General features: G+C 44.2%; 25 protein-coding genes. 6 read left to right on the top strand and 19 right to left on the bottom strand.

The window, feature by feature from the left end:
* Positions 1-110: 110 nt before the first annotated feature.
* Genes flgG through flgB form a run of 6 tightly spaced genes read right to left on the bottom strand, consistent with a single transcriptional unit; the run spans position 111 to position 4,620 of the window.
* Positions 111-893, bottom strand: a complete 783-nt coding sequence (gene flgG, locus AC4IFO_RS13075) for a flagellar basal-body rod protein FlgG (protein WP_206083850.1) — start codon at positions 891-893, stop codon at positions 111-113.
* A gap of 18 nt (positions 894-911) precedes the next feature.
* Positions 912-1,667: a flagellar basal body rod protein FlgF gene (locus tag AC4IFO_RS13070; RefSeq protein WP_490734951.1), complete on the bottom strand. Its 756-nt coding sequence runs from the start codon at positions 1,665-1,667 to the stop codon at positions 912-914.
* Positions 1,668-1,682: 15 nt separating this feature from the next.
* Positions 1,683-2,903, bottom strand: coding sequence for a flagellar hook protein FlgE (flgE, locus tag AC4IFO_RS13065; protein ID WP_490734949.1), 1,221 nt, complete (start codon positions 2,901-2,903; stop codon positions 1,683-1,685).
* Between the two features lie 29 nt (positions 2,904-2,932).
* A complete protein-coding gene (locus AC4IFO_RS13060) occupies positions 2,933-3,784 on the bottom strand; it encodes a flagellar hook assembly protein FlgD (RefSeq protein WP_490734947.1) in 852 nt (283 codons plus the stop codon).
* 12 nt (positions 3,785-3,796) lie between these two features.
* The gene (flgC, locus tag AC4IFO_RS13055) at positions 3,797-4,201 is read right to left on the bottom strand and encodes a flagellar basal body rod protein FlgC (protein WP_047755990.1); all 405 of its coding nucleotides are present in this window, start codon (positions 4,199-4,201) and stop codon (positions 3,797-3,799) included.
* Between the two features lie 5 nt (positions 4,202-4,206).
* Positions 4,207-4,620 (bottom strand): flagellar basal body rod protein FlgB, encoded by a 414-nt coding sequence (gene flgB, locus AC4IFO_RS13050; protein ID WP_206083846.1) that lies wholly within the window; start codon positions 4,618-4,620, stop codon positions 4,207-4,209.
* Between the two features lie 276 nt (positions 4,621-4,896).
* On the opposite strand from flgB, the gene flgA reads away from it, so the two are divergent.
* The 3 genes from flgA to AC4IFO_RS13035 all read left to right on the top strand — a co-directional run bounded on the left by flgA (position 4,897) and on the right by AC4IFO_RS13035 (position 6,568).
* Positions 4,897-5,535, top strand: coding sequence for a flagellar basal body P-ring formation chaperone FlgA (gene flgA / locus AC4IFO_RS13045; protein WP_490735089.1), 639 nt, complete (start codon positions 4,897-4,899; stop codon positions 5,533-5,535).
* A gap of 280 nt (positions 5,536-5,815) precedes the next feature.
* On the top strand, positions 5,816-6,118 hold the full coding sequence (gene flgM / locus AC4IFO_RS13040; protein WP_219249085.1) for a flagellar biosynthesis anti-sigma factor FlgM: 303 nt from the start codon (positions 5,816-5,818) through the stop codon (positions 6,116-6,118).
* 9 nt (positions 6,119-6,127) lie between these two features.
* Positions 6,128-6,568 carry a flagella synthesis protein FlgN gene (locus AC4IFO_RS13035; protein WP_490734944.1) on the top strand — a complete coding sequence of 147 codons (441 nt, stop codon included), beginning with the start codon at positions 6,128-6,130 and terminating at the stop codon, positions 6,566-6,568.
* Between the two features lie 31 nt (positions 6,569-6,599).
* Here AC4IFO_RS13035 and AC4IFO_RS13030 read toward each other — a convergent pair whose 3' ends face one another.
* From AC4IFO_RS13030 to flhB, 4 genes are all read right to left on the bottom strand, one after another.
* Positions 6,600-6,920, bottom strand: a complete 321-nt coding sequence (locus tag AC4IFO_RS13030) for a helix-turn-helix domain-containing protein (protein ID WP_219249089.1) — start codon at positions 6,918-6,920, stop codon at positions 6,600-6,602.
* Positions 6,913-7,299, bottom strand: a complete 387-nt coding sequence (locus tag AC4IFO_RS13025; RefSeq protein WP_490734942.1) for a type II toxin-antitoxin system RelE/ParE family toxin — start codon at positions 7,297-7,299, stop codon at positions 6,913-6,915. Before AC4IFO_RS13025 ends, AC4IFO_RS13030 begins: the two co-directional genes overlap by 8 nt.
* A 178-nt stretch (positions 7,300-7,477) precedes the next feature.
* Positions 7,478-9,577: a flagellar biosynthesis protein FlhA gene (gene flhA, locus AC4IFO_RS13020; RefSeq protein WP_490734940.1), complete on the bottom strand. Its 2,100-nt coding sequence runs from the start codon at positions 9,575-9,577 to the stop codon at positions 7,478-7,480.
* Complete coding sequence (flhB, locus tag AC4IFO_RS13015; protein ID WP_219249093.1) at positions 9,570-10,721, bottom strand: flagellar biosynthesis protein FlhB; 1,152 nt, start codon at positions 10,719-10,721, stop codon at positions 9,570-9,572. The genes flhA and flhB overlap by 8 nt, the downstream gene beginning before the upstream one ends.
* Positions 10,722-10,984: 263 nt before the next feature.
* On the opposite strand from flhB, the gene AC4IFO_RS13010 reads away from it, so the two are divergent.
* From AC4IFO_RS13010 to AC4IFO_RS13000, 3 genes are read left to right on the top strand one after another with little or no spacing between them, the layout of a single operon-like run.
* Positions 10,985-11,227, top strand: coding sequence for a type II toxin-antitoxin system CcdA family antitoxin (locus AC4IFO_RS13010; RefSeq protein WP_490734937.1), 243 nt, complete (start codon positions 10,985-10,987; stop codon positions 11,225-11,227).
* Positions 11,227-11,535, top strand: a complete 309-nt coding sequence (locus AC4IFO_RS13005; protein WP_490734935.1) for a CcdB family protein — start codon at positions 11,227-11,229, stop codon at positions 11,533-11,535. The genes AC4IFO_RS13010 and AC4IFO_RS13005 overlap by 1 nt, the downstream gene beginning before the upstream one ends.
* A gap of 14 nt (positions 11,536-11,549) precedes the next feature.
* A complete protein-coding gene (locus AC4IFO_RS13000; protein WP_490734933.1) occupies positions 11,550-12,107 on the top strand; it encodes a hypothetical protein in 558 nt (185 codons plus the stop codon).
* Positions 12,108-12,114: 7 nt separating this feature from the next.
* Here the strand turns inward: AC4IFO_RS13000 and AC4IFO_RS12995 are convergent, their stop codons facing one another.
* From AC4IFO_RS12995 to cheA, 9 genes are all read right to left on the bottom strand, one after another.
* Positions 12,115-12,414 carry a helix-turn-helix transcriptional regulator gene (locus AC4IFO_RS12995; RefSeq protein WP_490734931.1) on the bottom strand — a complete coding sequence of 100 codons (300 nt, stop codon included), beginning with the start codon at positions 12,412-12,414 and terminating at the stop codon, positions 12,115-12,117.
* A 113-nt stretch (positions 12,415-12,527) separates the two neighbouring features.
* On the bottom strand, positions 12,528-13,166 hold the full coding sequence (locus tag AC4IFO_RS12990; protein WP_490734929.1) for a protein phosphatase CheZ: 639 nt from the start codon (positions 13,164-13,166) through the stop codon (positions 12,528-12,530).
* A gap of 24 nt (positions 13,167-13,190) precedes the next feature.
* Positions 13,191-13,583, bottom strand: coding sequence for a chemotaxis response regulator CheY (gene cheY, locus AC4IFO_RS12985; protein WP_490734927.1), 393 nt, complete (start codon positions 13,581-13,583; stop codon positions 13,191-13,193).
* A gap of 39 nt (positions 13,584-13,622) precedes the next feature.
* The gene (locus AC4IFO_RS12980) at positions 13,623-14,690 is read right to left on the bottom strand and encodes a protein-glutamate methylesterase/protein-glutamine glutaminase (protein WP_353242452.1); all 1,068 of its coding nucleotides are present in this window, start codon (positions 14,688-14,690) and stop codon (positions 13,623-13,625) included.
* Complete coding sequence (locus AC4IFO_RS12975) at positions 14,690-15,526, bottom strand: CheR family methyltransferase (RefSeq protein ID WP_490734925.1); 837 nt, start codon at positions 15,524-15,526, stop codon at positions 14,690-14,692. Before AC4IFO_RS12975 ends, AC4IFO_RS12980 begins: the two co-directional genes overlap by 1 nt.
* A gap of 128 nt (positions 15,527-15,654) precedes the next feature.
* Positions 15,655-17,223 (bottom strand): methyl-accepting chemotaxis protein, encoded by a 1,569-nt coding sequence (locus AC4IFO_RS12970; RefSeq protein ID WP_490734923.1) that lies wholly within the window; start codon positions 17,221-17,223, stop codon positions 15,655-15,657.
* 116 nt (positions 17,224-17,339) lie between these two features.
* Positions 17,340-19,025: a methyl-accepting chemotaxis protein gene (locus AC4IFO_RS12965; RefSeq protein ID WP_490734921.1), complete on the bottom strand. Its 1,686-nt coding sequence runs from the start codon at positions 19,023-19,025 to the stop codon at positions 17,340-17,342.
* Positions 19,026-19,128: 103 nt separating this feature from the next.
* Positions 19,129-19,626: a chemotaxis protein CheW gene (gene cheW, locus AC4IFO_RS12960; RefSeq protein WP_004909833.1), complete on the bottom strand. Its 498-nt coding sequence runs from the start codon at positions 19,624-19,626 to the stop codon at positions 19,129-19,131.
* A gap of 16 nt (positions 19,627-19,642) precedes the next feature.
* Positions 19,643-21,697 carry a chemotaxis protein CheA gene (gene cheA, locus AC4IFO_RS12955; protein WP_490734919.1) on the bottom strand — a complete coding sequence of 685 codons (2,055 nt, stop codon included), beginning with the start codon at positions 21,695-21,697 and terminating at the stop codon, positions 19,643-19,645.
* Positions 21,698-21,754: the final 57 nt, after the last annotated feature.

Here is a 21,754-nt window from a genome sequence, read left to right as displayed (position 1 = left end):
CTTTCAATCATTATGCTACTCTTTTGCTGCTGTGTACGTTGTTTCATCCCAAAGAGATGTCTTTCATAGGGCGCTCACAACAAACCCGATGAGCGCCGATACAAAACCAATTACAGTTGCGTTAAACGCTGTAGCATTTGGTCTGATGCCGAAACAGCCTTACTGTTAATTTCGTAAGCACGCTGAGTTTGGATCATATTGACCAACTCTTCGGCGACGTTCACGTTCGAGGTTTCTAGCATATTTTGATAAAGCAGACCGGCACCGTTGGTTCCCGGGGCACTTTCATTCGGCGCACCTGAGCTCGCGGTTTCCATATAGAGGTTTTCCCCCATACTTTCCAAGCCTGCATCGTTGATGAAGGTGGTCAGTGTAATTTGGCCGATTTGCTGTGGTTGGCTATCGCCATAAACGGTGACAGATACCGTACCATCACGCCCAATCGTTAAACTGTTGGCATTATCTGGGATGGTGATCGCAGGGACGATTTGATAGCCGCTGGAGGTGACTAACTGGCCATCTTGGTTAGGCTGTAAGGCGCCATCACGGGTATAAGCGTCAGTACCGTCAGGCATTTGCACATGTAAAAAACCTTGGCCTTTAATCGCGATATCCGTGGTGGTACCCGTTTTATTCAATGCGCCTTGACCATGAATTCGCATCGTCGCGACGGGGCGTGCCCCTGTCCCCAGCTGTAGCCCTGATGGCAATGATGTTTGCTCTGAGCTCATCGCACCCGGCTGGCGAATGTTTTGGTACATTAAATCTTCAAAAACCGCACGTTGGCGTTTAAAACCATTGGTGCTAACGTTTGCCAAGTTATTGGAAATAACGTCTAAGTTAGTTTGTTGAGCATCAAGCCCCGTTTTTGCAATCCATAATGAACGGATCATAATTATTCCTTACTGAATTTAGCTGACGGCAAGCAATTGGTTAGCACGCTGGGCATTTTCATCCGCGCTGCGAACCACTTTCATTTGCATTTCAAAATGCCTTGCATTGGCTATCATTGACACCATCGCTTCTGCGGCATTGACGTTACTTCCCTCAATCACACCAGACGTCACAATGGCACGGTCACTCAGCGGCAACACGTTGCCATTGGTCGCCTGCCCTTGAGGAGATAAATGGAATAATCCATCTTCCCCGCGGATCAAGTCTTGCGGCTGTGCTTCCACCACTTTTAGGCGACCAATCTGCCCTAACATCGTCGGCGGATCTGTCGCCAGCAATGCGGTAATGGTGCCGTCCATACCGATGGTGATTTCTGCGTTCTGAGGAACGTTAATCGGCCCGCCATCCCCTTGAAGGCGGCGCTCGCCAATCACTAGCTCACCGTCGCCCGAAATTTGGATATTCCCATTACGGGTATAGGCTTCTGTCCCGTCGGCTAATTCAACGGCTAAAAAGTGCTTATCGTTTAACGCAACATCCGTTGGCTTACCTGTGTAGTTCAGCGGCCCTTGGCTCATATCGGCGCCGGGCGTTGAAGACACCACCAAGGTTCTGGTTTGTGCGCTATCCCCATTCACGGGCACAGCGCGCATGGCTGAGAGCTGCGCTTTAAACCCTGCGGTAGACACATTGGCAATATTGTTGGAAACCACCGCTTGGTTCTCAAGCGCATGGCGTGCTCCCCCCATTGCGGTATAAATGACGTGATCCATGGCCACCCTCTAGGCTTATCGTAAGTTAACCAGCGTTTGTAACATTTGGTCTTGGGTTTTGATGGTCTGCGCGTTCGATTGGTAATTACGCTGCATTACAATCATGCTGATCAGCTCTTGGCTCATATCCACGTTTGAAGATTCCAACGCGCCACTGGTTAATTTACCGAATTGCCCCACACCCGGAACGCCATCCATCGGGTTACCCGATGCATTTGAAGAAGCCCAAACGTTGCCCCCTTGGGAAACTAAACCATTTGGGTTAGCAAACGCAGAAAGCGCCACTTGCCCAACCACGCGTTTTTGTTGGTTTGAGTAGTTAGCAACGATTAAGCCGTTATCTTCAATTTTAAAACTGGTGTATTCACCCGCAGGGAAGCCATCAACATCAATGGCACTGACGGAAGACTCACTCACTTTTTGTTGGCGAGTTTTGCTTAGATCAACGTTTAAAACACCGTTATCTGCACCGTTCAAGCCGTTATAATTGAAAGCAAATGTGGCTTGGTCTGCATCTTTTAACTTTCCGTTACCATCAAACTCTAATTTGCCAAGTTCTGTAGCTGAGGTTTCGCTGGCATCTTTCGCATACGCCGTCCATTGATTATCCGCATTTTTAACAAAATACACGGAGATTTCATGGGTGTTACCTTGGCTATCGTATGCCGTCATCGTAGTGCTAAAGTTATAGGTTGATGAATCGTCAGGCTTATTGACATCAAAGGCTTTATCTTTGATTTTGTCTTCTGAATTCAAGTTGATGGTTAACTTGGCTAATTCCGATTTTTTCGCATCCATCATATCTGTTGGGATATTTAGTGCTTCAGGGACACCACCGCTTTGAATGGTGATATTGCCTTTTTCATCGACACTCGCAGGGTAGCCTGTTACCACCATGCCTTGGTTATTGACCAAGTTGCCGCTTTTGTCCCGTTGAAACTGACCATCACGGCTGTAATAGGTATCGCCATTTTTGTCTTGAACGCGAAAAAATCCGCTGCCTGAAATCGCCACGTCTGTTGGTCTATCTGTACGTGTAATTGGGCCATCTTTAAAGTTTTGTGTGACAGCAGCAACGTTAACACCAAGGCCAACACCTGAACCTGCGAACATATCTGCAAATGAGGTGGTTGCGCCTTTAAAGCCGTTGGTTGCGGAGTTGGCAATGTTATTACCAATTGAATCGAGCCCCGCGGATGCTGCATTTAAGCCACTGACTGCTTGTGAAAAAGACATATTTTCTCCATGAGTATTGGGGGTAAAAATTAAGAAGAAGGGTAAACTTTGAAGATGCTGCTAAGGGGCACACTTTGCCCAATGCCAACATCTAATAATGGCGCGTCAGAACCCGGTGTCACACCGTTGACGCGGGTATAGCCCAGTTTCGTGACTTCAACTTCAGCCCCGTTTCTGATAGCTCTCACATCAAAGTAATATTTCCCTTTCGTATCGGTGACTAAGTTGCCGTTGTTGTCCAAACCATCCCACGCCATGTCATAAATGTCGGGTTTGACTTCAGAGTCATAGGTGATGGTTCGCACAACCATTTTGTTTTTGTCGCGAATGGTAATTTCAACGCTATCGGCCAATTTTGGTAAAAAGAAACCAAATGGCGATGAAATAAATTCAGATTTCGGCTCTTCGCCGCCCTCTTCTGAGGTGTTTTGATTGCTCAACGTCGCAGTTGATGGGCTGTTAGGGCTAATCCCTTCATCGGGTAACGGGTTTGATGGTTTCGTTACATTGCTATTTTCACCCGAACTCTCTTTTTTGAGCGGGGCTAAAATGATTTCATTGCGAGGGATAAGTACGCCTTTGCCCACCAGCGCTGTCGCTTGTAGTGATTGCCCTGAGCCAATTTGTTGGGAAATACCACTCACGTTATCACTGAGTTTGTTCATACTTTCCAGCGTGGCAATTTGGGCCAATTGACTGGTTAAGTCGGTATTTTCCATCGGCTTAGTTGGGTCTTGGTTTTGCATTTGCGTCACAATCATTTTTAAGAAAGTGTCACGCATGTCGTCACTTTGACTTTTCTTTGGCACATTACTCGCCGCAGGCTCTGGCCCTGCTGTGGTATTGTCCAATGAATCGTACATCGTGGCTGCAATCCCCATTTAGTACCTCCGTTACTGGCCGATAGTCAGTGTTTTTTGCAGCAAAGTTTTTGCTGTATTCATCACTTCTAAGTTGGCTTGGTAGCTACGAGAAGCCGAAATGGTGTTAATCATTTCGCCCACCATGTCCACGTTAGGCATTTGCACATAGCCTTTTTCATCCGCTAAAGGATGACCAGGCTTGTATTCCATACGCGGTGGTGCGGGGTCTTCAATCAGTTCACTGACTTTTACGCCACCGACTTCATGGCGGCCTTGCGGTGCCATTTGGAAAACCACTTGTTTGGCACGATACGGCTGGCCATCTGGTCCCGCGATACTTTCAGCATTAGCCATGTTGCTTGCGCTGACGTTTAAACGCTGAGACTGGGCGGTTAATGCAGACGCTGAAATGTCAAAAATACTCAGTAAGGCCATAATGATTACCCTTGCTGTAGAACAGCCAACATGCTTTTAACGCGGCTATTAATAAATGTAAGATCAGCCTGATATTTCAGGGTGTTATCGGCGAATTGACTGCGTTCAATATCCATATCGACGGTGTTACCATCCATTGAGGTTTGGTAAGGCACACGGTATTTCAAATCCATATTTGGGGCTTTGATGCCGCGACCTTCGATATGGCCTTTGGCAGTTACCGCCAGCGCCACACCCTTGCCATTCACCGCGCCTTTATCCATTGCTTGTTGGAGTTGACGATTAAAATCAATATCCCGCGCCTGATAACCCGGTGTGTCCGCATTAGCAATATTGGAAGCCAGAACAGTTTGCCTAGCTTCACGTATTGACAACGCCTGCTGCTGGAAGGCAAACGTGGCATTTAATTTATCAATCATGATGATCCTTAATGGATGTATAGCGATGTTGACTACGAACGCTCGTTATATTCCCCCCCCTCAATTAGTAAAACCCATCAAGAGAGGACGAAAGTTAAAATTCGACGTGCATATCTTAGCGGTCTACTAAAAAATCTAATGGCGGGATAAAGGCAAAATAATTGACCTATTTGGCTCATTCATTATGAAAGAGGTGGGTAAACTGCAAGCGTGAAAAAGTATGTTGATAAAGGAGGCAGCAACCTGATGGCTAATCTTAAAAAGTTAACCTATTGCATGATAATCAGTGGATTAAGCTTTACATCCGCGTTATCCCACGCGTCTCTACCACAAGATATCAACAACTATTTTCGCCAAGTACATGGCAAAAATAACCACGTTTCTATTGAGATAAAAACGCCAATTGAAAAATGGCCAAACTGTGATAAGCCGCAGATTAGCCCACCCATAGGTGGACGCAATATGGGAAATGTGTCCGTGCCCGTGCAATGTGGAAAGAAAAAACAATTTCTGCAACTCACGGTCAATGTCACCGGGCAATATTATGTCGCAACCCGTAATTTAAACCGTGGAGAAACCATTGAGTTTGTTGATATTGGCACAAAAAAAGGCCTGCTCCATAAATTACCTGCGGGTGCCAGTACGGACAAAATGGCATTACGAGGCGCAATCGCACTACGCACAATTACAGCAGGGCAAACATTCACAAAATCAATGGTGAGACAACCTTGGGCCATCAAAGCGGGTCAAACCGTATTTGTTTTTGCTAATGGCGATAATTTCTCGGTGAAGTATGAGGGACGCGCCATTAATAATGCCACCATTGGGCAAAATATTCGTGTAAGATTACTCAATGGTCAAGTGGTCAATGGGTTAGCACAAGAGAATGGCAGTGTTAATATCGCATTAAAATAAATGCTACCAAGACCGAATACGACGAGTCTGTTTTTGATGTTAACTCACTCAAAATGAACCTTTATTCTAAATAGTTCAAGTCGTATCAAGGCGACAAGTGAATGAGTCGCTAGGAGCTTACATAAGTAAGTGACTAGTGCGAATGAGCGTAAGTTAACGCAGAAGCGGCTTGGAATATGACGAATAAAGGCAATATTTTGTAACACTATAAACACTAAAGATCCCACAAAATACGCCGATAACTCTCATATGATAAAAATCGGGAATAGGAAAACACATTATGGCTATTGAGCAAACCCCTGCAATTTCTTCACTGACTCAGGTAACAACCCGTGATCCTCAAGATGCGGCTGCCCCGATGCGCGATAAAAAAGTTGCTGCCGATGTCACCATTAAAGAAAGTACTTTTGCGCCGAGCGAGCTACAAAAAAAACTTTTGCAGCCCCAAGCCTCTGATATCGATACCGCAAAAGTCGAAAAAATTAAGCAAGCTATCAAAGATGGCACCCTAACCATGGACACGGGGAAAATTGCTGATGGCATTTTGCGTGATGCCCATGAATGCATGTTATCAATGAAATAAATAACCGCTATGATTGATGAATTACTGATCTTACTCGAACAGCAGCTTTCTCATTTGCAATCACTGCAAATTGTGATGAAAAATGAAGAAATTTTGTTAGGTTATCACCGTGTGCCGCCGTCCCCTTTTCAAGAAGCGACAGAGCAAAAACGCTTTCTAGTTGCCGCTATCGGCCATGGTGAAACCCATCGCTTGCAGCTTGAGTCACAGGCCGAAATAACCGCTCCCTACGAAGGCAATGCTGCCTTGGCTGGGCTATGGGAAGCAATCAAAGTGTTAACCATTGACCTAAAAGAGCTGAATTATCGTAATCATCAAATGCTGCAATTACACATTGAGCTCAATACTCAGCGCCTTAATTTTGTCAAAAAACACAATAATCAATCAACCTATGGCGCCGATGGCTTAGAATCAAAACGCCCTGTTTTAGGTAAGAAAATTTCGATTTAATTTGCAGAATAGTTTATTTAAAAAATATTAATTAAATAATAAACATTCTCTCATCTATCATTGTGAGAAGCCTCAATGCCGCGCCATTAGGCTTAATCTCTCCTCTTTCCCACTTAGATACACTCTCTTTTGTCATATTTAAGATCAGCGCAAGGGAAGATTGTGAGATATTATTTTGCTCACGGATACGCTTAATATCTTCCCCTGTCATTGGTTTAGGGTGGGCAAACTTAGCTTTGAGTTCTTTGGCTTTTATTCGTGCTTCAATACGCCGTGCAGCACTATCATCGGTAACACCAACCGCTTCCATGTCTTCTGCAAATTGCAGTAATTCATTCATTTTATTATTCATAATTAACCTCCACTAACAGGTTAGCGTTTAGCATTTTCACTATTTTATCATCATCTAATTGCAAAAGTACCTTCGCGATATCTTTATAAGATTCGAGGGTATCGTCCTCAATTTCTTTGGTTCCTTTTGCATTTAAACGCGATTTCAGCCAAGCATCAGCAAAAAATAAGTGCCGCCCCTGCTTATAAAAAATAAGCGTTCTAACGCCTCCGCTTTTACCTTTTCCTTGTAGTGGCAAACGCTTTTTGATAACGCCACCACCAAGATGGGCTTCATATTGGCCTGCAAACACATCCATTGCCGCATTAATTAATTCAAAATCACTAATATTTATCTTTTTGATGCTGTTATTGAACATCTTCGTTTTATAGATAGCCATCCATAGCTCCCATAATTTTTACTATAGTAAAAATTACCATAGTTTGAATAAAAGTAAATCCGAATTCAGGTTAAACTCTCCGTATGAGGTATACAAAAAAAGAGCGGCTTGATAAGAATCGACCCGCTCCTTTTATCTCAACATCTTCGTAATTAGCCTTGGCGAATAAAGCCTCTTATCAACTACCACTAATCATTGAGGTCATCCTAATTTTACGGTGGTCTGTCATTTCTAAATTCGACATCACCACCAATTGTGGCAGGCTGCGGCGCAAGAAGCGCGACAGAATTAATCTCAGCGCATGGTTCACGAGCAAGACATTCGGAGCCCCCATCGCCTCTTGGTGAGAAACCGCTTGCTCCGCTTGCGTTTGGATAAACTGCGCAAGGTTTGGCTCTAATCCACCGCCATTTTTCGCGGCTTGCAGAAGAATTTGCTCCAGCCCTGCATCTAGCCCAATCACTTGAATTTCCTCTGCATTACCAAACCACTGCTGAGTAATTGCACGACCGAGTGCTATGCGCACTTGCGACGTGAGGTAATCAGTATCTTTTTGCTCCCCATTTTCCCCTGCCATTTCCGCTAATGTCTCAATAATGGTGCGCATATCGCGGATCACCACATCTTCCATTAATAAATTTTGTAAAACGCGGTGCAAAATCGTTAATGAAATCGTATCTGGGATAAGGTCATCCGCCAGTTTTGGCATCTCTTTTTTCACGCGGTCATACAGCATTTGCGCTTCTTGCCGACCAAACAGTGTGCTCGAGTTTTGCAGTAAGATTTGGTTAAAGTGTGTCGCCACCGCCGTACTTGCCGAAACCACGGTATACCCTTGAATTTGCGCTTCTTCGCGTAAATCATCATCAATCCAAACCGCAGGTAAACCAAAGGCAGGCTCTCTAGTGGCATCACCTTGCAACGTCCCCGCTGCATTACCCGGATCAATGGCTAAACTGCGTCCAGGTTGTGCTTCACCACGCCCAACTTCTGCACCTTTAATTAAAATGCGATATTCACAGGGAGAAAGGGCTAAGTTGTCACAAATATGGACAACTGGCGGTAAGTACCCTATCTCTTGGGCAAATTTTTTGCGTAAACCGCGCAAGCGACCGAGTAATTCGCCCTGTTGGTCGTTATCCACCAGTGGGATCAATCGGTAACCCACTTCCATCGCCAATAAGTCTTCTAATTGGACATCGTCCCACGTGGCTTCCACTACTTTATTGGCTTCTTGGAAATGCAGAGCTTGGCTGTTATCTCCTTTCGCACTTTCCGGCTGTTGGGATTTACGCACTAAATACCATCCCAGCCCCGCCAGTGCCGCAGTGAATAGTAAGAAGACAAAGTTTGGCATGCCCGGTATAAGACCAATCAGGCCCAAAACACCTGCACTTAACCACATCACTCGCGGGTTATTGAACAGCTGGTTCACCATCTGTTCGCCAACGTCTTCATCTGTCGCAACGCGAGTCACGATAACCCCTGCTGCGGTAGAAATAATTAGTGCTGGAATTTGTGCGACAAGGCCGTCACCAATGGTCAGCAAGGTATAGGCGCTAGTCGCATCCCCCAACGACATATTGTGTTGACCCACACCGACGATTAACCCGCCCACCACGTTGATCACCATAATCATGATCCCCGCGATAGCATCCCCGCGCACGAATTTACTCGCACCATCCATCGAACCATAAAAGTCCGCTTCTTGAGTTACTTCTGCACGGCGTTTTTTGGCTTCATCATCACTGATAATCCCCGCATTAAGGTCCGCATCGATAGCCATTTGCTTGCCCGGCATACCATCCAACACAAAGCGAGCGCCCACTTCGGCGATACGCCCCGCCCCTTTGGTGATAACCATAAAGTTAATCAAAACTAGGATGATAAAGACCACGATACCAATAGCGAAGTTACCGCCCACCAAAAAGTGACCGAATGCTTCAACCACACGCCCTGCGGCGTCAGGCCCGGTGTGCCCATCTAACAAAATAATTCGTGTCGATGCGATATTCAATGATAAGCGCAATAGCGTAGCGAATAGCAAGATAGTTGGAAACGCAGCAAAATCGAGTGTCCGCTTGGTGAACATCGCCACCAATAACACCATGATGGAAAGAGCAATATTAAAGGTAAACAGTAAATCCAATAAAAATGCCGGTAATGGCAATACCATCATCGACAAAATCAATAAGATAAGAACCGGACCCGCGAGTATTTGCCACTGCGTTCCTTGTAAGTTTTTCGGCAATTTTAAAAGTGCAGCCAAATTAGCCATCGCGATTGTTATCTCCAGCAAAGTCCAGCGTCGGTGGCACTGGTAAATTTTTCGGTTTTTTTGGTCTGAGCCCACCTTCACGACGCCAACGGCGCAGTTGGTAAACCCATGCTAAAACTTCCGCAACCGCCGCATATAGCGCGACAGGGATGCTTTGCCCTATCTCTGCGTGGCGGTATAACGCCCTTGCAAGCGGCGGTGCTTCTAACTGTAATATTCGGTGTTCCTCACCAATTTCCTTAATGCGCTGCGCAATGACACCCGCGCCTTTTGCCAACACTTTTGGGGCGCCCATGCGCTTGTCATCATATTTCAGTGCCACGGCATAGTGCGTCGGGTTGGTGACTATCACATCCGCAAGTGGCACATCTGACATCATGCGATTTCGCGCTATCGCCCGCTGTTGCTGGCGAATTTTAGCTTTAATGTGCGGGTCACCCTCTTGCTGCTTAAACTCATCTTTTATTTCTTGGCGGCTCATGCGCAATTTCTTCAAATGAGAACGAAATTGGTAAAACACATCAAACGCCACCATTGGGATGAGTAAAAATACAATCAAATACCCCGCAAAAATCACTTTTTGCAGGGCATTACTGAGCGCGGTAACAGGCGACTCCATCACTAAATGCAGTAAGGAAGGCCAGCTTTGCCATAAAAAAATATATGCGCCTAACCCAACAAACAGTGACTTCAAAATTGCTTTAAACAATTCCGATAGCGCATTCATTGAAAAAATACGTTTTAGCCCCTTTATTGGGTTGAGCTTTTTTAAATCGAACTTAATCAATTTACTGTTAAACACTAACCCGCCCACTAACGATGAAGCGGAAATCCCCACCAGTGCCAAACCGCCAATAACAGGCAGTAATGCAAATAGCGCTTCGCTAACCACACGTCCTAAGTAGCTGATCATTAAGCCTGTATTTTGCAAATAATGGCCATCAAAAATAAAACCTTGGCGAGCAATTTGGCGAAGTTGTGTCGCAAGGTGCCCGCCACTTAACCAGAGCAAGCTAATACCCGCCAACATCATCATTAGCGAGCTAAGTTCCTTTGAACGAACGATTTGCCCATCATCTTTGGCTTTTTGCTTTTTATGGGGGGTGGGCTCTTCTGTTTTTTCTACATCACTCTCGTCGGACACCGTGGTTCCAAAATTTAGCGAAAATACGAGTTATCGCTATAGCATGACAGAGTGTAAAAAAATCAATGGTGGAAAATAGACGCAGTTCGAGGGGGTTATTTGCCTATTGCACAAGAAGACAGCAACTTTGCGAAGCGCTTGGCAAATAAAAAACGGGTAATCCTATTTTTCTCGCACAGAGAAAAAATGGCGATAATATATCCATATTCACACGAAACTGTGATAGCTTACACGGGTGAATACACGTGTATAAGGAATTTATCATGAGCAACCTTGCAACACATAGGATTAAAAAAACAGTGAGTGTAACCGTAACACCCGAGCTATATGAGCAAGCCAAACAAGCGAAATTAAATTTATCGGCCATCTTATGTAAAGCATTAGCTGAAGAATTAAAAAAAGTGGAAGCCATCAAGTGGAAAGAAAAAAACATTGCGGGTTTCAATGAGCTTAATAGGATCAGCGAAGAGCACGGGCTGCTCTCAGACAAATACAAGGAATTTTAATGCAATACCATCTCTATCAAAATAGAGGCGATGCCATTCGTGCTCCCTACTTAGTTGATATTCAAAGTGATATTATTGATATTCTGAATACTCGATTGGTCATCCCTTTATATGATAGCGATTTATTACATCAGCCAGTACCTGATAGACTCACCCCATGCCTTTCGATTCTTGGTCATGACTATATTTTAATGACTCACTTAATGTCTGCTGTGCCGAAATCTCTATTGGGTAAAGAAATCAAAAATTTAAGTGATGAAAGAGAACGTATCAAAAAAGCCATTGACCTACTCATTGATGGGTTCTAATTAATAAGGTTCTTATGGATACTTGCCACCTTGTCGCCCCCGATATCACACCTGAAGATGCACCAAAAGAAGCCGCTCGTATGCTCAATTGGTTACAAACACAAGGCATCATCGACCCTAGCTTTCAAGCGATTGAGTATGAGCAAGTGATTTATCGCCCAATGCCTGCTTATAAAGAACCGGTTTTGTACGTTATTGATGGCGTAATTGTTCCCACCCAACTACCTGAAAATCAACTCAAAAACAGTCTGTCCATTGTCACTGAGCGCACTGTTTTTCATGCGGGCGGCAATGGAATTGGCATTTACTGCCCACAATGTGGCGAAGAACAAACGGAACACAGCAATGTGTGGAGTGACGCCGTTTCCGATTGGTATGAAGGAAAAACCGAAAGCTTAGCCTGCTTCCAATGTGATTTTGACTCACTGCTTTCTGGTTGGCAATTTAACCCTCAGTGGGCCTTTGGTAACTTAGGTTTTAGCTTTCATAATTGGGATATCCACGATGATTTTATTGCCAAATTTGAACACGCATTAGGGAGTAAAATTATTGCCGTCTACCAACATGATTAGCAAACAATTATTTCGCTGCAGGGTTTAACGTAATTTGCATACCTACAGCTTGGGCATATTTGAGCAACGTACCAAGTTTTGGGTCAAATTGCCCTTTTTCTAAACGGGAAATATTTTGCTTTTGCGTTTGCATTTTTTCGGCAATATCGACTTGTGTATAGTTATTCGCAAGGCGCGCCATACGCAATTGGCTAATTAATGCTTTACGCATTTCTAATTCAAGGCAAGTTGTTTCTTGGTCAAGCTCTTCTCGCTTTTCCCCTTTTTCATCACTTATCAAAGTAGAAATCAAATCATTATTTATCATGTGAATACACCCAATCACAGTAAGCTAATTAATTGAAAGAGATAACCTGAAGCTACGTTAATCATCATCAACTCGCGTAGCTCCATGAAAAACCATCAAATTATCACAATAGTTTAAAAACCAAGCTCATCAAGTAAGTCATCTACTTGTGATTGAGATGCCATCACATTGACGCCTTCTTTGTTGATTTGCGGACCATTGAGTAAACTCTCGTTTTGTGTTTTTGCGCGCATTTCAGGTGGCGTATTTTCCATTAATAATGCAAGCAGTTGTTTCTCGGCTTCTTCAACCACTTCCATCATTTTTTTGATGACTTGCCCAGTTAAATCCTGGAAATCCTGCGCCATCATGATTTCTAACAGTTCCGCTTTGGTGGTTTCACTGTCTTGGATCACTTGCCCTAAAAAGGCTTCTGTTGACTCACGTAATTGAGCTGGAACCGCATCACTCGCTGCTTCTTGCCACTGTTGTTGCAGAGCCTGCGCATTTTTATTCATATCCACTTGCAGTGGTTTGATGACATCAATGCCGTTTAAGGTTTTTTCTGCCGCTTGAGCCGTCATTTGCGCGATATAACGCAACCTATCTTTCCCATCTGGAATGCTAGCAACAGCCTGTTGAACGCTTTTTTCTAAGCCTAACTCGCGCATGCTTTCGCGCAAGGTTCTCATCAGCGTACCAATGCGTGTAATGACTTGTTTTAAATCATCATTTCCGCTGCGAATACCTTCCATACCTACTTGCTCAGTCATGAAAATCTCCTTTGGTACGCACTGTTATTGCAGACCCATTTTTTCAAATACTTTATTCAGTTTTTCTTCTAAGATGGCAGCGGTGAACGGTTTAACCACGTAACCACTTGCCCCTGCCTGTGCGGCAGCAATAATGTTTTCTTTTTTCGCTTCCGCGGTCACCATCAAAACAGGAATGTGCTTGAGTGCATCATCACCACGAATGGTTTTAAGCAGCTCTAAACCATCCATATTTGGCATATTCCAGTCTGCAACTACAAAATCGATGCTGCCAGCACGAATTTTTTCTAATGCATCAACACCATCTTCTGCTTCATCTATTTTGCTAAACCCGAGCTCTTTTAATAAGTTACGGACGATACGACGCATGGTAGAAAAATCATCAACAACCAGAAAACTAAGATCTTTAGCGGCCATAACCACTCCTTCAAATACAATTGTGAATTTCCGCCGCTGTTACACAGTGACAGAAGAAAGTCTTGCTAAAACACTTGGGGCAATTTTTCGAATATCTTGCACTTCGTCCACTGCATCCATTTCAATCGCGGCTCGTGGCATACCAAACACCACACAACTGCTTTCGTTTTGTGCGTAGGTGATTGCTCCTTGTTTACGTAAATTCAATAACCCTTTGGCGCCATCCATCCCCATACCAGTCAGTAACACACCGATGCATTTGCGCCCGACACATTGGGCAACCGAATCAAATAACACATCCACCGATGGACGATGGCGATTGACGGGTTCGCTCTGCTGCAAAATCACTTGGAAACCTTTGCCTTTATCGGCAATCAACATGTGTGAATCACCGGGGGCAATATAGGCATGGCCTTTTTGCAGTAATTCATTGTTTTCAGCTTCTTTTACCGTTAACACACACAGTTTATTGAGCCTGTCAGCAAATGAGCGTGTAAACCCCGCAGGCATATGCTGCGTAATCACCACTGGCGGGCATTCACGCGGTAACATTTCTAAAAATTGGCGAATCGCTTCTGTTCCGCCAGTGGATGCACCGACGGCAATCACCCTGCTGTTACACACATACGGCGACAACGCTTTAGCTTGTGAAACGGGCTCAGTCACTTTTTTCTCTGGCTTCGCAAAGCGGCTACGCTGGGTAATTTTTGACATCGCCGCCGCACGGATTTTTTCACCGATAATATCGCGATAGCTCATCATGGTTTCGCGGATACCAATTTGCGGTTTAGTGACAAAATCCACAGCGCCAAGCTCCAACGCTTTGAGCGTCACTTCAGAACCTTTTGAGGTCAGCGTCGACACCATCACCACAGGCATTGGGTGCAAACGCATTAATTTTTCCAAAAAATCAATACCATCCATACGCGGCATTTCAACATCTAACGTGATCACATCAGGTTCGAGCTGCTTAATTAAATCACGCGCAACGTAAGGATCGGGGGCAGTATCCACCACCTCCATGTCGTCATGGCTATTAATGATTTCACGCATTAATTGACGCATCAGTGCCGAGTCATCCACACATAGCACTTTTATTTTTTTCATTACCCCCTCCTTCCAGCTTGTACGCTGTAGACGGTTTGTCCTTTGATCACAAAGCTTTGCGTTAATTGTGATAGGTTTTCTGAATGCCCAATAAATAACAAGCCATCTGGTTTAAGCAGTGGTGCAAAACGCTCAAGCATTTTTATTTGCATATCTTTATCAAAGTAAATCATTACGTTACGGCAAAAAATTGCATCAAAGCGATGTTGAAGTTGCCAGTCATGATCACTCAGATTTAAATAACGAAATTCAATCATCTGCCTTAACGCAGGTTTGACTCGTGCATAACCTTCAAATTCACCAACCCCTTTCATAAAATAACGTTGGCGCTGAAGCGCACTCAGTGACTTCAGTTCTTCAATGCGATAGACGCCTTGTTTTGCTTTTTCAAGCACTTCTGTATCAATATCGCTGGCAATTACTTTGGCATTAACGGCATTTGGCCCCAGCACATCACTTAGTGTCATCGCGATGGAATAAGGCTCTTCACCTGTTGAAGAAGCGGCACACCAAATCGTGATTGGACTATTTTTACGTGCACGAATAAAATCCGTTAGCGTGACAAAATGGTGTGGCTCACGAAAGAATGCCGTTAAGTTTGTGGTTAACGCATTAACGAAAGCTTGCCATTCCGCATTATGAGGCTCGCGCTCAAGCATCCGTAAGTAATCAGAAAAATTGTCGAGATTACAGTCACGTAACCGCTTTAACAGCCGGTTATAGACCATATTTTTTTTATTCATGGTTAGGACTATGCCTGATTTTTTATGAATAAATCGACAAACCCGACCAAACTCATCATCAGTCAGTGGTTCTATCTGTGGTACAAAAAGCATCGTACTTGTCGTCCTATTCAATAAAAATCCAGAAGCAGCCACCTAATGCGCTGCCTTTAATGGCAAGGGAAATGCTCAAAACGGTTCATTTCCCCCTGCCGAAAACTCATTGTGAGTTTTCTCAACACTTAATATCGACTACGATTTGCTGCACTTTCAGGGAGTTCAAAGAATGCCACGGTATCAACTAAGTTATTGGCTTGGTCTTCAAGTGCTGCTGTCGCGCTGGTGGATTGCTCAACCAAGGCGGCGTTTTGCTGTGTCACTAAATCCATTTGGCTCACTGCGGTAGCAACTTGCTCAATTCCGCGACTTTGCTCATTCGAGGCAGAGGCAATGTTCCCCATTAATTCAGTTACTTGGTTTACCGCAGCAACCAATTCATTCATGGTTGCACCCGCTTCATTCACCAACTGAGAACCTTGGCTTACGCGCCCCACAGACTCATCAATTAATGTTTTAATTTCTTTTGCGGCTTCAGCACTGCGTTGTGCTAATGCCCTAACTTCCCCTGCTACCACAGAGAATCCACGGCCTTGTTCACCCGCACGCGCCGCTTCAACCGCAGCATTTAGGGCTAAGATATTGGTTTGGAATGCGATGCCATCAATCACACTAATGATCGCGCTAATTTTTTGCGAACTATTAGAAATCGATGTCATGGTATCGATAACATCTTCAGTGATTTCACCGCCCTTCGTTGCCGTTTTTGAAGCACTAACCGCAAGTTCACTGGCTTGACGTGCGTTATCCGCATTCTGTTTAACGGTCGCAGTGAGCTCTTCCATACTGGCCGCGGTTTCTTCAAGAGATGCCGCTTGCTGCTCTGTACGAGAAGATAAGTTGTTATTACCTAACGCAATTTCACGAATACCGGTATACATTTGGTCGGTATTCGTACGCAATGCCGTGACAGAAGTGACTAACGATTCTTGCATTTGTTTGAGCTTGCCAAACACCTCGCCAATTTCATCACGTGTAGTCACTTCGATATGTTCATTCAACTTGCCATCTGCGACTAAAGCAAAGTGATCTCCCATACTTTTAAGTGGGTTAATCACTTTACGTTTCATCCAATAATGAGCAAAAGCGATCACTAAAATAATAATCACGATCACTGAACAGAATGAGCTCCACGCAAAGGTGTTGTACATGCGTGCAGCAGAAAGAGATTCGTCGTTTTCAACATTCAGCAATGCAAGATATTCATCAATCACTTGAGCGAGCTGATCTTGGTTTTCTTGGGCAGGAAGCTCAATATAAGCTGCAACATCTTTGTTATCTAAGTGTGTTTTTAATGCTTTTAGCGTCACAACAAAGGCTTGATATTTCGCATCAAGGGCGGCGAGATTTTCTTTCTCACTCAAAATCGGTTGGTTCTTAAAGGTGGTGTAATCTTTCTGTGCTTCTTCTAATAATTTATCGAAAGTCACTTGTGTTTCTTCGATGAGTTGATCATGCCCACCCACTTTATTTAATAATGCAATTTGCGTTAGGCTATTACGCGCTTGCATTAAATGCTTATTGGTTTCCTCAAGCATGGCTCGCTTATCAGAACCCAAATCAATACGTTCTAATGCATTTAATTCACTAACAACAATCCCAACAGAAACCCCGCTCGACACAATCTGCATTCCACAAAATAAAAATAAAAGCAGATATAAACTCACCGAAATTCGGATATTTTTACCAAACATAGATAATCCCCATTTGTGCCAGCTAAGAGAGCTGTTTGCTTAAAACATTGCTTGTTTTCTAATGCACAGAAACGCTGCAAAGCCTGAGCCTTGCAGCGTGAAACCATGCTTAATGCTTAGAAAGTTTCCCAGTTGTCATCATCTTTATGTTCCTTCGATGATAATTTTTTCAAATCCGGGGTTTTCACGATATTGGATACCGTTCTTGCCGCCGGTTTTGTATTGCGTATTTCACTTTGTTTTAACGGTGGTAGACGGAAAATTGAGATAAGCTGTGACAGCTTAGCCACTTGCTCTTCTAATACATTCGCTGCCACTGCTGACTGTTCAACTAACGAGGCGTTTTGTTGGGTCACTTTGTCCATTTCAGCGACGGCAATGCTGACCTGCGAAATACCTTTGCTTTGCTCATCAGAAGCGGTAGCGATGTGCGTCATGATGTCAGTAACTCGCGTGACTGACTCCACAATTTTCGTCATCGTCTCACCCGCATCTTCTGCTTGGCGCGCACCTGTTCCCGTTCTTGAAACTGAGTCTTCAATCAACGTTTTGATTTCTTTGGCTGCATCTGCACTGCGCTGTGCGAGGTTACGTACTTCATCTGCCACAACAGCAAAGCCACGACCATGTTCACCAGCACGTGCTGCCTCAACGGCTGCATTAAGTGCTAAGATGTTGGTTTGGAAAGCAATACTGTCAATCACTGCGGTGATATCAGAGATTTTTTGTGAGCTATCAGCGATGTTCAACATGGTACTCACCACGTTGGAAACCACTTTTCCGCCCTCTTTTGCAATAACAGAAGCTTGGTTTGCATATTCACTAGCTTGATGGGCGTAGTCTGTATTTTGCTTAACCGTTGCGGTTAGCTCACTCATACTGGCGGAAGTCTCTTCCAAACACGCCACTTGCTGCTCAGTACGTGAAGAAAGGTCGTTATTGCCAGCGGCAATTTCAGTGGTGCCTTGATAAATAGTTTCACTGCCATCTAATACGCCACGAACCGTGTTAATCAGCTCTTGCTGCATGTGCTGAACACCATTGGCTAGTTCGCCAATTTCGTTATTCGAGGTTGTGGTAATAGAAGGCGTTAAGTCACCCGATGCGAAGACTTTAATGCGCTCGTTTAATGCACCTAACGGCTCAATAATTCCTTTACGCACATAGCGATAACTGAAGAAACCAATAAAGGCGAGCAGAATCGATAACGTCACTAACATGTATAATGATTGGCGATAATTGTTATCTGCATTAACGACTTCTTCTTGGAAATCTGCTGAAATATCGGCGAAATATGCATTAAATTGCTCTTCAAACTTCATCTGATGACCCGACGTCCTGTGGGCATAGAACCCTTCTAGGTCGCCTTTTTCAGCGAAATCACTGAGTTTAATTAATGCATCGCGGTAGGTTTCATAAGTGCTAAAAAGCTTTTCAAACTTGGCTTTATCATACTCCGAGCTTTGCATCAGCTTGTTATAACGATCATATGCATCATCCGCAGCTTTAAAGTTTCGTTTTGCCGCTTTAATCAAGTCTTCCGTTGTCGCATCATCTTGAATTTTGCGACCGTCTAAAAGATAGGCGTTGATTGACCGATTTAAGTTGGCTCGGGCCTGTAAAAGGTTAACCCAGCTTTCTGTTAATACTTGTCTTTGGCGTTGTAGTGAATTTAAATAACTAATACTGTCACTGTTATCGCCGAGTTTGGTGAACATCAACCCACTGGATACCAGTTGCAGTAAAATAAAGATAAAAATGACGGACAAAAGTCCTGATACGATTTTAATTCGACTGTACATGACGTTTTACTAACATTATTTGTTGTATTTTGGATATCGGTCATCCAACCAAAAACTTTAGTTAATGACTTATTATTATTTGAGCAATTATTTAGGCTGAGGATCACTCAGCCATGCTGTCAATAAGCGCCATCTCATCACTGGTCAGTAGCTTTTCAATGTCCACTAAAATGAGCATTCGGTCGTTAAGTGTCCCTAAACCAGTAAGATATTGGGTCGATAATGTCACTGCAAAATCAGGTGGTGGCGCAATTTGTTCTTCGTTCAGCACCAACACATCTGAAACGCCGTCAACCACAATACCGACCACGCGGTCTTTTAAATTCACCACAATCACGACGGTGTTGTCGTTGTACACCACATTTTCATGGGAGAATTTCACCCGTAAATCGATAATTGGGATAATGACACCACGCAAATTCGTCACACCTTTAATAAAATCAGGTGTATTTGCGATACGCGTGACTTGCTCGTAACCCCGAATTTCCTGCACTTTTAAAATTTCAATGCCGTACTCTTCTTCACCCAAGGTAAAAATGAGGTAACCTTCGCCGTTTTTTTCTTCTTCGTGCTTATTTAAATCATCATCTAACATTGACATGGTGTATGGCCTCTATTTAGTGCACGACAGGTTGGGAAACCTGCTGTTTCTTTTTGATCAAAATGCTGTTATTCATTTTTTGCAGCTCTGCGACATCTAAAATCAATGCCACTGAGCCATCGCCCATAATGGTTGCAGCAGAAATACCCGGGATTTTGCGGTAGTTGCTTTCGATGTTTTTCACCACCACTTGTTGCTGCCCAACAAGTTTGTCCACCAGCAAGGCAAATCGATGCCCCGCATTTTGAATAATTAGCACAATGCTGTTATCCAAATTGCGTTCTGCTTCCTCAATAGAAAAAACGTGGTGTAGTTCGACCAACGGCAGGTATTCTCCACGAACCAACAACATTTTTTCCTCACCCGCTAGGCGATAGATATCTTCTTGTCGTGGTTGCAAAGTGCTAATAATCGCGCTCAAAGGCACAATAAATACGTCTTCCGCCACTTTAACCGACATCCCATCAAGGATTGCGAGGGTTAAAGGAAGCAAAATACGAATAATGGTACCTTTACCTTCAGTGAAACCGATTTGAATACGGCCGCCCATATCCTGAATATTTCGTTTCACCACATCCATACCCACACCACGGCCCGAGACATCGGTCACCACTTCTGCGGTGGAGAAACCAGGAGCCATGATCAGCATAGCCACTTCATCATTACTCATGGCATCATGCACATTCATCCCTTGGGAACGCGCTTTCGCTAAAATACGCTCGCGGTTAAGCCCAGCCCCGTCATCCCGCACTTCAATGCAAATATTGCCACTTTGATGCGCGGCAGCGAGTGTCAACGTCCCTGCTTCTGGCTTCCCATTTGCCACACGGACATCAGGCTTTTCAATACCATGATCTAAGCTATTACGGACAAGGTGATTTAGCGGGTCGACAATGCGCTCAATCAGGCTCTTATCAAGTTCTGTTGAGCTACCCTCAACTTTTAACTCAATTTTCTTACCTAATTTCGAGGCAATATCACGCACCATGCGCGGGAAACGACTGAAAACATAATCCATTGGCATCATGCGGATAGACATGACTGACTCTTGCAGGGCACGCGAATTACGCTCCAATTGCACAATAGAACTGAGTAAGTCACTGTATTCGTTTTGATCAACGTGCTGGCTGTGTTGTGTCAGCATGGACTGGATAATCACTAACTCACCCACAAGGTTGATAAGTTGGTCAACTTTTTCCACTGCAACACGGATACTACTGGAATCGCCTTTCGGTTTTGTTACCGCAGGCTTTTTCGAAGGGCTTGCTGCTACTGCAGACTTAACCACTTCTTTTGACACCACAATTTCCGTTTCCTGACTGGGTTCATCTTCACTTTCTTGTTCTGCTTGTGGTGCGAACGATTGGCAATCGGAAAACGAAGCGGCTTCCTGTGCAATTTGTGATTCATCCACCACAAAACACAGTACCCCGCAAATATCCTCGATGTCGGTATTTGTGCCTAACCATGCTTGCAGGCTATTTACCGCTTTTTCGGTATGATATAAATGACCAAACAGCTCGAGCTCATCGGCGAGTAAATCCACTTCAGTTTCTTTAAGCCCACTTAATGTGATTTTAAAGTAATGTGAAAATTCCCCTTGAGATTCAATACGTTTCTCTTCGTCGGTGACCTCTTCTATAGGTTCAACATTTTCAACAGTCGGTACCGCGTCAATCACCTCTTCGACATGATTTTCAACACGCCCAAGCACTTCACAAATCCGTTTAAATGACTCATCATCGGGTAACGAATCATTTTTGTATGCATCGAGCTGAGATGCCATCACATCTTTGGTATCCAAAAATACATCGATGATGTCAGGCGTGAGTGTTAACTCATCATGACGTGCCTTATCGAGCAAGTTTTCCAGTGTGTGCGTGGTGTTTTGCAACTGTGTGAAACCAAAGGTTGCAGCACCTCCTTTTATTGAGTGCGCACTGCGGAAAATGGCATTTAGCTGCTCGCTATCCGGGTCAAAAGGATCAAGCTCAAGTAAATGTTGTTCCATATCCCTGAGCAACTCGTCGGCTTCATCGAAAAAAGTTTGATAAAACTCGGTAATATCCATGGTTTTTATCCAGTTTCGCTTAGGTTTCACTTAACGCTGACTGCCGGAAAATCCGGC

The sequence above is a fragment of the Providencia sp. UF-224 genome, assembly GCF_058245955.1.
The sequence above is the reverse complement of the archived record's forward strand: the minus strand, read 5'-3'. Positions and strand labels throughout refer to the sequence as shown.